The organism is Mesorhizobium sp. M4B.F.Ca.ET.214.01.1.1 (genome assembly GCF_004791545.1).
In the GTDB taxonomy this organism is placed as follows: Bacteria; Pseudomonadota; Alphaproteobacteria; order Rhizobiales; family Rhizobiaceae; genus Mesorhizobium; species Mesorhizobium abyssinicae.
The window spans coordinates 73,065-86,828 of the sequence record NZ_SRUX01000017.1; the positions used below are offsets into that span (position 1 = coordinate 73,065).

General features: G+C 65.4%; 13 protein-coding genes and 1 riboswitch. Of the genes, 5 read left to right on the forward strand and 8 right to left on the reverse strand.

The features are described 5' to 3' along the window. Window positions 1-34 precede the first annotated feature (34 nt). Window positions 35-460 (reverse strand): cupin domain-containing protein, encoded by a 426-nt coding sequence (locus tag EN857_RS27850; protein ID WP_127392929.1) that lies wholly within the window; start codon window positions 458-460, stop codon window positions 35-37. Between the two features lie 22 nt (window positions 461-482). After that, window positions 483-1,250 carry a hydroxyacylglutathione hydrolase gene (gene gloB, locus EN857_RS27855; RefSeq protein WP_127392930.1) on the reverse strand — a complete coding sequence of 256 codons (768 nt, stop codon included), beginning with the start codon at window positions 1,248-1,250 and terminating at the stop codon, window positions 483-485. Between the two features lie 199 nt (window positions 1,251-1,449). Here gloB and EN857_RS27860 point away from each other — a divergent pair, with 199 nt between their 5' ends. The 3 genes from EN857_RS27860 (at window position 1,450) to EN857_RS27870 (ending at window position 5,034) form a co-directional block, all read left to right on the forward strand. Continuing rightward, complete coding sequence (locus EN857_RS27860; protein ID WP_127286021.1) at window positions 1,450-2,226, forward strand: methyltransferase domain-containing protein; 777 nt, start codon at window positions 1,450-1,452, stop codon at window positions 2,224-2,226. 116 nt (window positions 2,227-2,342) lie between these two features. Further along, window positions 2,343-4,166, forward strand: a complete 1,824-nt coding sequence (locus EN857_RS27865; protein ID WP_128346338.1) for an ABC transporter ATP-binding protein/permease — start codon at window positions 2,343-2,345, stop codon at window positions 4,164-4,166. A gap of 67 nt (window positions 4,167-4,233) precedes the next feature. Then, complete coding sequence (locus tag EN857_RS27870; protein ID WP_127310166.1) at window positions 4,234-5,034, forward strand: DUF1194 domain-containing protein; 801 nt, start codon at window positions 4,234-4,236, stop codon at window positions 5,032-5,034. 128 nt (window positions 5,035-5,162) lie between these two features. On the opposite strand, the gene EN857_RS27875 is transcribed toward EN857_RS27870, so the two are convergent. The 4 genes from EN857_RS27875 to EN857_RS27890 form a co-directional block, all read right to left on the reverse strand. Next, window positions 5,163-6,098: a glycosyltransferase family 2 protein gene (locus EN857_RS27875; protein ID WP_127392788.1), complete on the reverse strand. Its 936-nt coding sequence runs from the start codon at window positions 6,096-6,098 to the stop codon at window positions 5,163-5,165. Between the two features lie 179 nt (window positions 6,099-6,277). Further along, the gene (locus EN857_RS27880; protein ID WP_127392789.1) at window positions 6,278-7,270 is read right to left on the reverse strand and encodes a glycosyltransferase; all 993 of its coding nucleotides are present in this window, start codon (window positions 7,268-7,270) and stop codon (window positions 6,278-6,280) included. Window positions 7,271-7,428: 158 nt separating this feature from the next. Next, window positions 7,429-8,043, reverse strand: coding sequence for a methionine biosynthesis protein MetW (metW, locus tag EN857_RS27885; protein WP_127392790.1), 615 nt, complete (start codon window positions 8,041-8,043; stop codon window positions 7,429-7,431). Window positions 8,044-8,101: 58 nt separating this feature from the next. Then, on the reverse strand, window positions 8,102-9,271 hold the full coding sequence (locus tag EN857_RS27890; RefSeq protein ID WP_127312025.1) for a homoserine O-acetyltransferase: 1,170 nt from the start codon (window positions 9,269-9,271) through the stop codon (window positions 8,102-8,104). A gap of 117 nt (window positions 9,272-9,388) precedes the next feature. Further along, a riboswitch (SAM riboswitch) is annotated at window positions 9,389-9,466 on the reverse strand. A 138-nt stretch (window positions 9,467-9,604) separates the two neighbouring features. Here EN857_RS27890 and hisC point away from each other — a divergent pair. Together hisC and EN857_RS27900 are read left to right on the forward strand one after the other, a co-directional pair. Next, window positions 9,605-10,714, forward strand: a complete 1,110-nt coding sequence (hisC, locus tag EN857_RS27895; protein WP_127392791.1) for a histidinol-phosphate transaminase — start codon at window positions 9,605-9,607, stop codon at window positions 10,712-10,714. A gap of 5 nt (window positions 10,715-10,719) precedes the next feature. Then, window positions 10,720-11,658 carry a prephenate/arogenate dehydrogenase family protein gene (locus EN857_RS27900; RefSeq protein ID WP_187331471.1) on the forward strand — a complete coding sequence of 313 codons (939 nt, stop codon included), beginning with the start codon at window positions 10,720-10,722 and terminating at the stop codon, window positions 11,656-11,658. Here EN857_RS27900 and EN857_RS27905 read toward each other — a convergent pair. Next, on the reverse strand, window positions 11,655-12,584 hold the full coding sequence (locus tag EN857_RS27905; protein ID WP_127392793.1) for a sugar kinase: 930 nt from the start codon (window positions 12,582-12,584) through the stop codon (window positions 11,655-11,657). The genes EN857_RS27900 and EN857_RS27905 overlap by 4 nt on opposite strands. Before the next feature lie 68 nt (window positions 12,585-12,652). Beyond that, on the reverse strand, window positions 12,653-13,651 hold the full coding sequence (locus tag EN857_RS27910) for a DUF2125 domain-containing protein (protein ID WP_135859404.1): 999 nt from the start codon (window positions 13,649-13,651) through the stop codon (window positions 12,653-12,655). Between the last annotated feature and the right edge of the window lie 113 nt (window positions 13,652-13,764).

A 13,764-nucleotide genomic window follows, 5' to 3' on the forward strand; every position in this document is an offset into this window, starting at 1 on the left:
ATCTTTTCCGAAAACCGGTAACCACTTTTCGGGATCATGCTTGCGGCTGCCAGCCCGGCTCGGCCAGCTCGAAGGCGGCGAAGTCGAAGCCCGGCGCCACGGTGCAGCCGACCAGCGTCCATTCGCCGAGGCTGCGCGCCGACTGCCACCAGCCGGCCGGCACCACGATCTGCGGCCGCTCGCCGGCGGCAAGGGCGATGCCCAGCACCTGCTCGATCACGCCGCTGCCTTCCTCATGCATCGACAGCGCCAGCGGCGCGCCGGCATGGAAGTGCCAGACCTCGGCCGCGTCCGCGACCCGGTGCCAGGCCGAGAGCTGATCCTCTTCCAGAAGGAAGTAGATGGCTGTCGAATGGCCACGCTCGCCTCCGGCACCATCGCGAAAAGTCTCGGCATACCAGCCGCCCTCCGGGTGCGGCTTCAGGCCGAGCGTGGCGATGATTTCGGCGGCACTGGTCATCGACCGGAAGCTAGCACGGGGCTCAGAAATTGTCCTTGCGCTTGCGGATCTCGGCGAACACCTCGGCGTCGGTGGCCGTCTCCATGCCGAGATGCTTGCGGATCGCCGGGTCGTGCCAGCGAAGGAACGGATTGGTCGACAATTCCTCGCCGATCGTCGTCGGCAGCGTCGGCTTGTCGTCGGCGCGCAGTGCCTCGATCCGGGCGGCGCGTTCCTTCAGGGCCGAATTGGTCGGATCGACGGTGAGCGCGAAGCGGGCGTTGGAAAGGGTGTATTCATGGCCGCAATAGACGACCGTCTCGGCCGGCAGCGCCGCCAGCTTCTTCAGCGAATCGTACATAACCGGCGGCTTGCACTCGAACAGCCGGCCGCAGCCCAGCGCAAACAGCGTGTCGGCGGTGAAGGCGACTTTCGAGGCCGGCAGATGGTAGGAGACATGGCCGGCGGTGTGGCCTGGCGTGGCGATGACGTCGATCCTTTCCTCGCCGAGGTGGACGACGGAGCCTTCGCCGACCGTCTCGTCGATGCCGGGGATTTTCTCCTTTTCCGCTTCCGGCCCGATGATGCGCAGCTTGAAGCGTTCCTTCAGCGCCAGATTGGCCTCGACATGGTCGACATGGTGGTGAGTGGTCAGGATCAGCGTCGGCGTCCAGCCGGTGCGCTGGATGGCGGCCAGAATCGGCGCCTCCTCTGGCGCGTCGATGATGGCGGTCTGGCCGCTCGTGGGGTCACGCACCAGCACGCCGAAATTGTCGCTGCGGCACATGAACTGTTCGATTTCGACCGGCATCGCGTCTCTCCACCAAAGCGCCGTGCGTCCAATTGGACGCACAAAGGACGCTCTAAGCTGTTTATCTGCTGCATCGCGCTTTCCGAAATCGAAACCGATTTCGGGCCGATGCAGTTGTCGCCGCAGACATAGGGCGCTTGGGCGCCGATGTCATCCGCCTTTGTTGAACTTGCAATGCTTCGAAGCTACCGTCCCGGCCATGCATTCCGATATCGTCGACCTCCGTTCCTTCTATTCGACCACGCTGGGGCGCCTCGCCGAGCGCTCGATCACCATGGCGCTGTCCTCGATCTGGGCGGCCGTGCCAAACGAGCGGCTGGTCGGGCTCGGCTACACCCTGCCGTGGCTGGAGCGGTTCGGTGCCGACGCCGAGCGGGTCTTCGCCTTCATGCCGGCGACGCAGGGCGCCGTGGTCTGGCCGGCGACCGGTCCGACAGCGACCGCGCTGGTCTTCGACGAGGAATTGCCGCTGGTCGATTCCTGCATCGACCGCGTGCTGCTGGTGCACTCGCTCGAGCATGTCGAGAACCCGCGCGAGACGCTGAACGAGATCTGGCGCGTGCTGTCGCCCGCCGGCCGCGTCGTTATCGTCGTGCCCAACCGGCGCGGCGTCTGGGCGCGTTTCGAGCATACGCCGTTCGGCAATGGCCGGCCGTTCTCGCGCGGCCAGCTGACCGAATTGCTGCGCGAGGCGAATTTCACCCCGGCGGCATGGTCCGACGCGCTGTTCTTCCCGCCGTCGCCGCGGCGCTTCATGATGCGCTTCCACAACATGCTGGAGCGCGCCGGCCGGCGGTTCTGGCCGATCTTTTCCGGCGTCATCGTGGTCGAGGCGCAGAAGCGGCTCTACCAGGGCGTGCCGGTCGTGCAGCGCGCCTCGCGCCGCGTTTTCGTGCCGGTGCTGACGCCGCAAGGCGCCACCCGGCTCGGGCGGCTGGCCGCGAACCAGGCGCAAGCCCAAGTGACGCGTTCGTGATCGCGGCAACGCCTTGCCTCATCCTATCTGTCGGGGGCGGGGTCGCGGCCTGAGGGACATGCCTGTCGCGCTCGCGCCGGTTTCAGCACCTTTTTCCGAAAGCAGGGATATCTGACATGGCTGATCAAGCGGATGACAAGGCCGGCCCGGCGCCTGCCGCCGTGTCTGTCGAAGTCAGCAGCCTCGGCGACCAGGTGAGGACGATCAAGCAAGCGCTGAAATCCTCGCCGGTGCGCAGGCAGTTCGTCTGGGCCTGCCTGGGCATCGTCGCCGTCATCGTCGCGACCGCGATCGGCCAGGTGCTGCTCAACCGCTGGAACCAGCCCTTCTACGATGCGCTGGCGCGGCGCGACCTGCCGGGTTTCCTGCACCAGCTTATGGTCTTCGCGGCCATTGCCGGTGGGCTCCTGGTGCTCAATGTCGGCCAGACCTGGCTCAACCAGATGATCCGGCTGAAGCTGCGCCAGGCGCTGACGCTCGACCTGATCGAGGAGTGGATGCGGCCGGCGCGCGCCTTCCGCCTGGCGCATGCCGGGGCAATCGGCGTCAATCCGGACCAGCGCATGCAGCAGGACGCCGGGCATCTCTCCGACCTGTCGACCGATCTCGGCGTCGGGCTGCTGCAGTCCTTCATCCTGCTGGTGTCGTTCATCGGCGTGCTTTGGCAGCTCTCCTCCGGCTTCGTTTTTCATATCGGCGGCCATGCGCTGGAGATCCCCGGCTACATGGTGTGGGCGGCGATCCTCTATGCCGGCATCGCCTCGTGGCTGAGCTGGCTGGTCGGGCGGCCGCTGATCCGCTTCAACAGCGACCGCTACACGCGCGAGGCCGAGCTCCGGTCGTCGATGGTCCGCGTCAACGAGAATGTCGACGCCATCGCGCTCGCGCATGGCGAGGCCGACGCCAGGCGGCAGCTCGAGCTCGACCTCGGCACGGTGCTCGGCGCCATGCGGCGCATCTACGGCGCCCAGATCAATCTCTCCTGGGTTACCGACACCTATGGCTGGATCACCGTGGTGGCGCCGATCCTGGTGGCGGCGCCGGTCTATTTCGCCGGCGATATCAGCTTCGGCGGGCTGATGATGGCGGTTGGGGCCTTCAACCAGGTCCATTCCTCGCTGCGCTGGTTCATCAACAACATAGGCGGCATCGCCGACTGGCGGGCGACGCTGATGCGCGTCGCCGATTTCCGCATCGCGCTTGGCGAGACCGACGTTTTCCACGACACCGAAAAGCGCATCACCTTTACCGAGAACGCCGGCGGCACGCTGACCTTCGAGAGGCTGGAGGTCGCTTCGCCGGACGGCTGCACAAGGCTAGCCGAGCCGGAGGTGGAGATACGCCCCGGCGAGCGCGTCATGATCACCGGCGACCCGCGCGCCGGCAAGACGCTGTTCTTCCGCGCCATTGCCGGGCTGTGGCCATGGGGCAGCGGCAGCATCGGCATGCCGGCCGGGGCGGCGCCGGTCTTCGTTCCGCGCATGCCCTATTTCCCGCTCGGCACGCTGCGCGAGGTGCTTAACCATGCCGACGGCATCACGGTCGAGGATGCCGAGATCGCGGCGGTGCTGACGGAGGTCGGCCTCGAACGGCTTGCCTCCTCGCTCGACCGTTCGGCGCGCTGGGAGCACGAACTCGCCGACGACGAGCAGCGCCTGCTTGCCGTCGCCAGGCTGGCACTCAGGCGGCCAAAATGGGTGATCATCGACGAGGCGATGGACACGTTCGACGGCGCGACGCTGCGGCGCGTGCTGGCGATGCTGGAGAAGCGGCTGCCGGACGCCGCCATCCTCAACATCGGCCGTGGCCAGCACAACAACCAGTTCTTCCCGCGCTCGCTGACGATCGTGAAGGATGCTGGCCGATCGGCGCTCAAGCCGGCGCGGGTCAGGGCCGGCGCGATCGAGCCGCCGCCGCTGGCGCCGCGCAGGAAGAAGTAAAAGCCAAGCTTTATTTCGCCGCGATCACCGCAGAAGATCAGGCCCGTCAAACCGGACGCACGCGGCCATGCTCGACATGCTCAGCCTGCTTGCCTGTCTCGGCTGCGCCCAGGCCGCGCCTGTGCCGGTGCCCGCCGCACCTGCCGCCGTGGACGTCGAGCTGGTGCTGGCGGTCGACATCTCGACGTCGATGGACGAGCGCGAATTCGCGTTGCAGCGCGCCGGCTACGTCGAGGCGCTCAGGCATCCGGACTTCATCAGGGCGGTGCGCGCGGGAACCAACGGCCGCATCGCGATCGCCTATTTCGAGTGGGCGGGCACCATCCGCGACGACGCGGTGCTTGCCTGGCAGATCATCGACGGCAGCGACAGCGCCAATGTGTTCGCCGACAGGATCGCAGCGCGGCCGTTCCGCAGCTTCCGCGGCACCTCGATCTCCGGCGCGCTCGCCTTTGGCACCGGGCTTTTCGAGCAAACCGCCTTCGCGGCCGAGCGGCGCGTCATCGACATCTCGGGCGACGGACCCAACAACACCGGTCCGCCCGTCACCTCCGAGCGCGACGCGGCACTGGCCAGGGGCATCGTCGTCAACGGCCTGCCGATCCTGATCAGCCCGTCGCCCACCTTCAGCCATCTCGACCGCTACTACGCCCAATGCGTCACCGGTGGGCCCGGCTCCTTCGTGCTGCCGATCTACGCGGCTTCCGAGTTCTCGACCGCCATCCGGCGCAAGCTGATCCTCGAGGTGAGCGGCATCGCCGACACGGCGGCGGTCCGGATCGATGCCGAGCCGCCCATCGACTGCCTGCAGGGCGAGCGCGACCGCCGTTTCTATTCCGATCCCTATTTCCCGGAACTCGATCGCTAGAGCGGTTCAGCGTTTCAAGGAATCGCCGAACCGCTCTAACTATTTGGTTCTACGCGATTCCGGACGGAAAACCGTTACACACTTTTCCTGGAATTGCTCTAAGCCGACAGGTTCGGGGCACGACAAGATCAGGCGGGCCGCGCGCCGTATTTCTGGCGGAACTCGTCATAAAGGTCACGCCGGCGGCGGCGGCCGTCGACATAGCCGCGCAACAGTTGCGGCAGCGAGTAGCCGAGCGACTTGGACGAGCGGTTGGCCAGATAACCGGCGAATGCCTGCGAAACCCTGCCCTTCATCGTATCGGCGATGATCTGGCGCGCGATCATATAGGGCGGGATTTCGGGATAGCGGTCAGCGATGTAGGGGTGCTTGTCGATGAGGTTCGCATAGGCCTCGACATAGCCGTCGCGGCGGCCGGAAATCGAATTTTCCGAATTGTATTTCTTCCAGTCGATTTCCTCGGTGAGCAGCGCGCCGCCGCGGCGGGCGAAGCGCAGCAGCAATTCGCGATCCTGCATACGCGCGATGTCGCTGTCGTAGCCGCCGATCGCCAGCAGCGATTCGTGCCGGGCGGTTATCGCGGAACCGGCGATGAAGATGGTCTGGGAGACCAGCGCCCGTTCCAGCATGTTGCGGCTCAGGAATGCCTCGCGGTTGACGCATTTGGTGGTCCGGTTGCCCTTCACCGAAACGAAGGAGCTGATGAGGACCTCGAGCGACGGGTTCTCGTCGAAGCGCGCCAGCGTCCGCTCCAGCCGGTCCGGCAGATAGACATCATCCGAATCAAGGAAAGTGACAATCGGTGCCCGCGCGCGCTCGATGCCGGCATTGCGCGCGGCGTTGGCGCCGCGCCATTTCGCGCCGACATAGATCAGCCGGGGATCGCGGATTTCGGCAAGTGCTGCCGCCGTTGCGTCGGTGGAGCCATCGTCGACGACGATGTGCTCGAAGCGGGGAAGGGTCTGCGCCAGCACGCTTTCCACGGCGCGCACAACCTGGCTGCGCCGGTTGTGGGTCGGCGTGATCACTGTGATGAGCGGGGCCGGCTCGGGCGCTTTCGGCATGCGATCAGGCCCCGGACTTTGGGATATTCGGATGGATTTGTTGCCGCCTTCCATGCCCGCCCAAGCTTGCGTTCAGCGGGACGCTACAAAAAAGCAGTCTCTGTGTCACCTCGACCGCCCACGTCCGTGCCTGCAATCGGCAGATTTCGAGACGCCGCGCCCCAATTGCAACACCGGCCTCAGCTGTGCCCGACATAGTCCGGCACCAGCTCGACCCTGTCGCCAACGATCCCCGCGGCAAAGCTGAACTGGCCCCAGAACACCAAGGCATAGAACGCCTGGCCGACGATCAGGGAGAACGGGATCTGCCAGGCCGGCATGCCTGCTTGGCGGGCATGGCTCACGATGCGCCGCGTCGTGCGCCACGACATGGTGAACCAGCGGCTGAACGACTTGACGATGCGCGCGCCGCGCGTGGGCGAGCGCTGCGCGACGAATTTCCTGTCGGCATCCCGGCCGGTCACCAGTGCCCGCCAGAAGAAGAACCGCCAGCCCCGCGGGGGATAGTGGTAGACGCGGGCGTTGATGTTGCTCGGCTGGTGACCTTGGCGGCGCAGCTCGTGCATCAGCAAGGTGCAAGAGACTTTGAAGCCATTGTTTTGCGGAAACGGGTGGCTGGAAATCCACTCGCGCCGGAAGGCGATGTTGTTGGCGTTGAGCGCCCGTTTCGCGGCGAACCTCTTGTCACCCTCGGCCATCGGAAAGAACCACATCATGGCAAAGGTTCTCGAAAAGAAGTCGTCGCACAAGAGATAGGTGTAGCCGTTGACGCAGACGATCCCGGGATCCTGAAACGGGCCGAGCAGGGTTGCGAGCCAGTCCGGTTCCGGAACGGTATCGGAGTCCAGGAAGACGACCAGTTCGCCCTCGGTTTGTTTGATCCCGTTATTCTTGAGGTCGTAGTAGCGGCCGCCGGGACAAGCTGCGAAGCTTATCTCCGCCACCTCTTCCAACTGTGGCGCCTGGGTATGGAAGTTGCGCTGGAGCGAGTCCGCGTCCTCTTCCTCCCCGCCATGCGAGATGATGACTTTCGGTCTTGCAAAGCCGGTCGCGGAAACCGCGGCGATCTCGCGCGCCAGGGCGTTCAGCCCAACGCCGATCTCCGCCCAGTCGATCGACTTGGCGTTCTCCATTTCCACGACGATTGAATAAGTCGGACGATCGCCGCTCATATTGTTCGACCAGGTTGCTTGAATGGACGTGGCTATAGGGGTCGGCTTTCGCTGTCAAATAACAGAAGCAAGCAGGAAAGCTCCTTTTGCGAGAATCTTCGTCGCGTCGGGATCTGCGGAAGTGCTGGTGTCGGCGAAGGAAACCGCCGCGATCGTTGCTATCGTCGCAGCAGAAACACTGCCTGCTGGCCGAAGAAATTCCAGAACCACCACGGCATGGAGAGGCCTATCTTCTGGCCGTTGCCGTCGAGCGCGGTCGCCTTTTCCACCGTCGCGCCAAGCTCCTCGCACAGATTGACGAAGTCGCGGATGGTGCAGAAGTGGATGTTGGGCGTGTCGTACCAGGAATAGGGCAGATCCTTGGTCACCGGCATACGCCCCTTGACGAACAGCGACAGGCGCACCTGCCAGTGGCCGAAATTGGGGAACGAGACGATGGCGCGGTTGCCTATCCTCAGCAACTCGTCGAGCACCAGCTTCGGATTGCGGGTCGCCTGCAGCGTCTGCGACAGGACGACGAAATCGAAGCCCTTGTCGGGATAGAATTCGAGATCCTTGTCGGCATCGCCCTGGATGACCGAGAGGCCGCGCGCCACGCATTCGTTGACGCCGCGCTGCGACAGTTCCAGCCCGCGGCCGTCGACCTGCTTGGTTTCCTGCAGCAATTCGAGCAGCAGACCGTCGCCGGAGCCGACATCGAGCACCCGTGACTGCGGCGGGATGAGATCGGCGACGACTTCAAGGTCGACGCGCTGGGCGCGGTTGACGCTCATCGGCTGGTCTCCCGTTCGGCGCATGATCCTGATCCGGGAAGTCTGCAACTTTCCGGGGTCATGCGTTCAGCCCTCTCGCCCGCGCGGCCGAGCCGATGAAGCCGCTGATGGCGGCGAACAGTTCCGGCTCGTCGAGCAGGAAGGCGTCATGGCCGCGATCGGTGTCGATCTCGACGAAGGAGACGGAGGCGCCGGCGGCGTTCAGCGCATGCACGATCGAGCGGCTTTCCTCGGTGGGGAACAGCCAGTCCGAGGTGAAGGAGACCAGGCAGAAACGCGTTTTGGTGCCGGCGAAGGCATCGGCGAGGCGTCCACCGTGATCGGCGACGAGGTCGAAATAGTCCATCGCGCGGGTCAAATAGAGGTAGGTGTTGGCGTCGAAGCGGTCGACGAAGGTCATGCCCTGATGGCGCAGGTAGCTTTCGATCTGGAAGTCGGCGTCGAAGCCGAAGGTCAGCGCCTCGCGGTCCTGCAGGTTGCGGCCGAATTTGCGGTGCAGCGCCGCTTCCGACAGATAGGTGATGTGAGCCGCCATGCGCGCCACCGCCAGCCCCTTTTCCGGACGCTTGCCGTGCTCGAAGTATTTGCCGCCATGCCAGTCGGGGTCGGCCATGACAGCCTGCCGGCCAACCTCATGGAAGGCGATGTTCTGCGAGGAATGGCGCGCGCCGGTGGCGATCGGCAGCGCCGAGAAGACGCGCTCCGGATAGCTCGCGGCCCATTCCAGCACCTGCATGCCGCCCATCGAGCCGCCAAGCACGCAAAACAGCTTCTCGATGCCGAAGTGGTCGACCAGCATCAGCTGCGCCCGCACCATGTCGCGGATGGTGATCACCGGCAGGTCGAGGCCGTAAGGCTTGCCGGTGGCCGGATTGGTCGAGGCCGGGCCGGTGGAGCCCAGGCAGCCGCCCAGCACGTTGGAGCAGATGACGAAGAAGCGGTTGGTGTCGATGATCTTGCCCGGCCCGATCAGCACCTGCCACCAGCCAGGCTTGCCGGTGACCGGATTGGTGCTGGCGACATGCTGGTCGCCGGTCAGCGCGTGGCAGACCAGGATGGCGTTGGAGCGGGCGTCGTTGAGGGTGCCATAGGTCTGGTAGGCGATCTGGAACGGCGACAGCAGCGCACCGGCATCGAGCTTGAGCGGCTTGTCGGGGCCAAAGCGCAACACCGGGCTCGACGGCTGGTCGACCTCGTTATTGGTCTTTGCGGCGCGCAGAACGGCCATTGCATCCTCTTACATCACGCACCGTGGTTTCCGAAAACCGATTCCGATTTCCGGACCAGGCGAATGTCCGGCCGGCGGCGGACAACAAAAAACCGGCAATGCATTCGCAAAGCCGGTTACAGGATGCAAACGGCCCTTTAGCGAATTGTTTAACGTGGCTGCAAGCCGACCGGCCAAATCACCACGGAACTGTCGCTGCCCTTCTAGGGCCAGCGCGGCTCGGCGTCAACGGCCAGGCTTTTCGCGCCCTTGCCGCCTCTCGACATTCAGGGCCACGACTAGTATTTCCGCTGCGGCCTCCGGACGGAGGCTCTCTCGACGGATTTTTGCGACATGAACCAGACACCAGACAAGGCACGTCCGACGCCCCGCGCGGGCATCATGGACATCGAAGCCTATGTGCCCGGCAAGAGCACGGCGCCGGCCGGTGTTGCCAGGGTCCATAAATTGTCGTCGAACGAGAACCCGCTGGGGCCCTCGCCGAAGGCGATCGAGGCTGCGCGCGAGGTTGCCGGAAAGCTCGATGTCTATCCGGACGGCACGGCAAGGCGGCTGCGCGAGGCGATCGCCGAGGTGCACGGCCTCAACCCCGCGAACATCATCTGCTCCAACGGCTCCGACGAGATTCTCGGCCTGCTCGCGCAGACCTATCTGGCGCCCGGCGACGAGGCTGTTTTCACCGAACACGCCTTCATGGTCTACAAGATCTACATCCAGGCGGCCGGCGCGCTTCCGGTCGCGGTCAAGGAAACCGACGAGCGGGCCGACATCGACGCGATCCTGGCCGCGGTGACGCCGCGGACCCGCATCGTCTTCCTCGCCAATCCCAACAATCCGACCGGTACCTACGTGCCGTTCCAGGAAGTGCGCCGGCTGCATGCCGGCCTGCCGAAGAACGTGCTCTTGGTGCTGGATGGGGCCTACGCCGAATATGTGCGCCGCAACGACTACGAGGCGGGCATCGAACTGGCGGGAAGCGCGGAGAACGTGGTGATGACCCGCACCTTCTCCAAGCTCGGCCTTGGCGGCGCGCGCATCGGCTGGATGTATGGGCCCATGCATATCGTCGACGCGATCAACCGCGTGCGCGGCCCCTTCAACGTCAACGCGACGGCGATCGAGGCTGGCATCGCGGCGATTCGCGACCGCGCCCATGTCGAGCGCAGCGTGGCGCACAACGAAACCTGGCTCGCCTGGCTGAGCGACGAACTGACCAAGCTCGGCCTGCGCGTGACGCCGAGCGTCGGCAATTTCGTGCTGATCCACTTCCCCGAGGACGGCAAGCATTCGGCGGCGGCGGCGGACGACTATCTCACGGCGCGCGGGTACATACTGCGGCGGGTTTCCGGCTACGGTTTTCCCAACGCGCTGCGCATGAGCGTCGGCATCGAAGAAGCCAATCGCGGCGTGATTGCCGCCCTCACGACCTTCCTGAAAAGTTGAGCGCCATGACATCTGCGATGTTCGAAAAGATCGCGCTGGTCGGCATCGGCCTGATCGGCTCGTCGCTGGCCCGCGTCATCCGTCGCGAGGGACTGGCCCGGCATGTCGCGATCTCGACGCGCAGCCCCGCCACACTGGCACGGGCGGAGCAACTCGGCCTTGGCGATTCCTACACCATCGACGCGAAGGAAGCGGTTCGCGATGCGGACCTCGTCATCGTTTCGGTGCCGGTCGGCTCCTCCGGCGCGGTCGCCGAAGAAATCGCGCCGGCGCTGAAGAAGGGCGCCATTCTCACCGATGTCGGCTCGACCAAGGCGTCCGTCATCGCGCAGATGCAGCCGCATGTGCCGGAAGGCGTGCACTTCATTCCCGGCCATCCGCTGGCCGGCACGGAGAAGTCAGGGCCGGATGCCGGCTTCGCCGATCTCTTCGACAATCGCTGGTGCATCTTCACGCCGGTGCCAGGCACCGATCCCGCGGCCTTGGAGACGCTGTCGGAATTCTGGCGGCGCTGTGGCTCCAACATCGACACGATGGATCCGCAGCATCACGACATGACCTTGGCCATCGTCTCGCACCTGCCGCACATCATCGCCTACAACATCGTCGGCACCGCGGACGATCTGGAATCGGTGACCAAGACGGAAGTCATCAAATATTCGGCTTCCGGCTTCCGCGATTTCACCCGTCTTGCGGCTTCCGATCCGACCATGTGGCGGGATGTGTGCCTGCACAACAAGGACGCCATCCTGGAAATGCTGGCGCGCTTCTCGGAGGATCTCGCCTTCCTGCAGCGGGCGATCCGCTGGGGCGACGGCGAGAAACTGTTCGACCTCTTTACGCGCACGCGGGCGGTGCGCCGCTCGATTATCGACGCCGGGCAGGATATCGACGTGCCGGACTTCGGCCGCCAGGCTATCGAACATCCGGAAACGAAGGCTTAGTCAGCTCGACGGGGCCAATGGGCGGCCATCATGGCAAGCGTCTCTGCCCGGTCCGGCGCGCCGAGCCGGCCGCCGAAGCGCTGACATTTGAGCGCCGCGGCGGCGCTGGCAAAGCGCAAGGCCTGCTCGGGCGGCATGGCTTCCGCGAGGCCGACGGCAAAGGCGCCGTGGAACACGTCGCCAGCGGCCAGCGTATCCACCGCCTTGATCCTCGGCGCCGCGACATGGCGGACCGAGCCGATGGAACGGTCGTGCCACCAGCTTCCCGCCGCGCCGCCGGTGACGGCGACAAACGCATCGGTGCGGCTGGCGAGATCGCCGCAGGCGGTTTCCGGATCGAGCGCATGGCCGCAGACGATGCGCGCCGCGGGTTCGGAAGCGACGATGTGCGTGGCCAGCGGCAGCAACTGCTCCAGCACCTCCAGCGGTGCGGTATCGGCATCGAGGATCGCAGGCCGGTCATTGGCGCGCGCCGCGTTCAGGGCGAGCGCCGCGGCGCCCGGCCAGCGGACGTCGACCAGCACGGCGTCGAAGGCGGAGAGATCGGCGGGCAATTCATCGGGGTCGGCCTGCGCCTCGCGGTCGTAGAACGGGACGATGATGCGTTCGCCATGCGCGTCGACGAGGATCGCGGCCAGCGCCGAGCGCGCGCCGGCCACACGTCGGACCAGGCTGCAATCGACGCCCTCGGCCTCGATCTCGGCAACCAGCTGGTCGCCGACGGCATCATCGCCCGCACTTGCCCAAAGCGAGACTTCGGCGCCGAGACGGCGGGCGGCGCAAGCGGCGCTGGTTGCCATGCCCGAGGCGATCTGGACGCCATCGGAGGCGATGAACTTGCCCTGATGCGCGGGCAGCGTGTCGAGGCGAAGGATCGTATCGAGGGTGAACGCGCCGACGCTCAGGAGCTTGACCGGCTTCTCCATCAGATCGCTATCCCTTGTCTGAGCCTGGTCTTGTCCAAAAACCGGTTCCCACTTATTGGGGCCATGCTCTAATCGACCGCTTTGATCTTGCCGAGCGGGATGAAGCCGAGCGAGGCCTTGCCCTTGACGATCCTGAGCGGCATGGACGGCTCGTTGCCGAGAATCGCCAGGCCGGCAAAACCTTGCTCGATCTCGCTCTTGCGCTCGGGGATGGCGCCGCCGAGGATCGCCGCCACCGCCTTGGGATCCCTGAGCTTGATCGTCAGCTCGGCATCGATGAGCCCTTCGGCATCGACCGACAGCGGCCCGGACACGGTTATGCGCGCTTCGCCCGACGACAGGTCGAGCTTGGCGATGTCGACTGACTGGCCGCGCAGGCTCTTCGGCTGCGTCCTGATCAGCGCGACGCCGTTCTTCAGCGTCGCCTCGCCGCTGCCGTCGAGCGGCGGCAGCACGCGCCCGCCGATCGCGTCGGCGTCGATCTCGAGATCGTTGAAACTGCCGACATAGCCGATGTCCAGGCCGTTCGGCTGCAATTGCCCGGCGGCCTTTCCGGCATAGAACAGCTCGACGGGATCGCTGTTGTCGGCCGGATCGGTCTGGCCGGACAGGCCCTCGGCCTTCAGCGCGACGCGCCGCGGCAGCGGCCAGGAGAGCTTCGCGTCCGCCCGCAGGTTGTCCCAGTCGATCCACAGCGGCGTCATGCCGGGCATTGAGGTCCTGAGCGGACCGCGCAGATCGGCGACTGGCGACAGCGGCTGCGTAATTTCGGCCACCGCGTTGAAGCTGCCGGTCGAGGCGGCGACGTTCCTGGCATCGTCCTCATAGGCGAGCGTGTCGCAGGAGATGGCGAAGCTGAGCGGATAGCCGCTGACGGTCAGGTTGGCGCAACCGGCCTCGATGCCGTTGACGTTGAGCGAGGCAACCGCCTTGTCGGCCTCGGTCCTGACGCGATCGGCCAGATAGAACCAGCCAGCGCTGTAGAGGGCGAACAGCACGGCAATGAAGGCAGCGAGCCAGAACAGCCGGCGGCGAAAGTTCGGCGGGCGCTCGTCAGTTGACGTCATGCTGCAGCTCTCATTACCCCTGATATTGCGGGCGGGCGGTTGTTACGCAACAAGCAGGAAGACGTAAAACACCGATTCCGGCCTGGAGTCGGGACTCGCGCGATCAGGCTTGG

Excerpts from the sequence above, each read along its gene's own strand:
- EN857_RS27900 (WP_187331471.1), top strand. The coding sequence starts at position 10,720 with ATGACATCTGCGATGTTCGAAAAGATCGCGCTGGTCGGCATCGGCCTG.
- EN857_RS27910 (WP_135859404.1), bottom strand. The coding sequence starts at position 13,651 with ATGACGTCAACTGACGAGCGCCCGCCGAACTTTCGCCGCCGGCTGTTC.
- EN857_RS27870 (WP_127310166.1), top strand. The coding sequence starts at position 4,234 with ATGCTCGACATGCTCAGCCTGCTTGCCTGTCTCGGCTGCGCCCAGGCC.
- EN857_RS27850 (WP_127392929.1), bottom strand. The coding sequence starts at position 460 with ATGACCAGTGCCGCCGAAATCATCGCCACGCTCGGCCTGAAGCCGCAC.
- EN857_RS27860 (WP_127286021.1), top strand. The coding sequence starts at position 1,450 with ATGCATTCCGATATCGTCGACCTCCGTTCCTTCTATTCGACCACGCTG.
- EN857_RS27890 (WP_127312025.1), bottom strand. The coding sequence starts at position 9,271 with ATGGCCGTTCTGCGCGCCGCAAAGACCAATAACGAGGTCGACCAGCCG.
- EN857_RS27880 (WP_127392789.1), bottom strand. The coding sequence starts at position 7,270 with ATGAGCGGCGATCGTCCGACTTATTCAATCGTCGTGGAAATGGAGAAC.
- gloB (WP_127392930.1), bottom strand. The coding sequence starts at position 1,250 with ATGCCGGTCGAAATCGAACAGTTCATGTGCCGCAGCGACAATTTCGGC.
- metW (WP_127392790.1), bottom strand. The coding sequence starts at position 8,043 with ATGAGCGTCAACCGCGCCCAGCGCGTCGACCTTGAAGTCGTCGCCGAT.
- EN857_RS27875 (WP_127392788.1), bottom strand. The coding sequence starts at position 6,098 with ATGCCGAAAGCGCCCGAGCCGGCCCCGCTCATCACAGTGATCACGCCG.
- EN857_RS27865 (WP_128346338.1), top strand. The coding sequence starts at position 2,343 with ATGGCTGATCAAGCGGATGACAAGGCCGGCCCGGCGCCTGCCGCCGTG.
- hisC (WP_127392791.1), top strand. The coding sequence starts at position 9,605 with ATGAACCAGACACCAGACAAGGCACGTCCGACGCCCCGCGCGGGCATC.
- EN857_RS27905 (WP_127392793.1), bottom strand. The coding sequence starts at position 12,584 with ATGGAGAAGCCGGTCAAGCTCCTGAGCGTCGGCGCGTTCACCCTCGAT.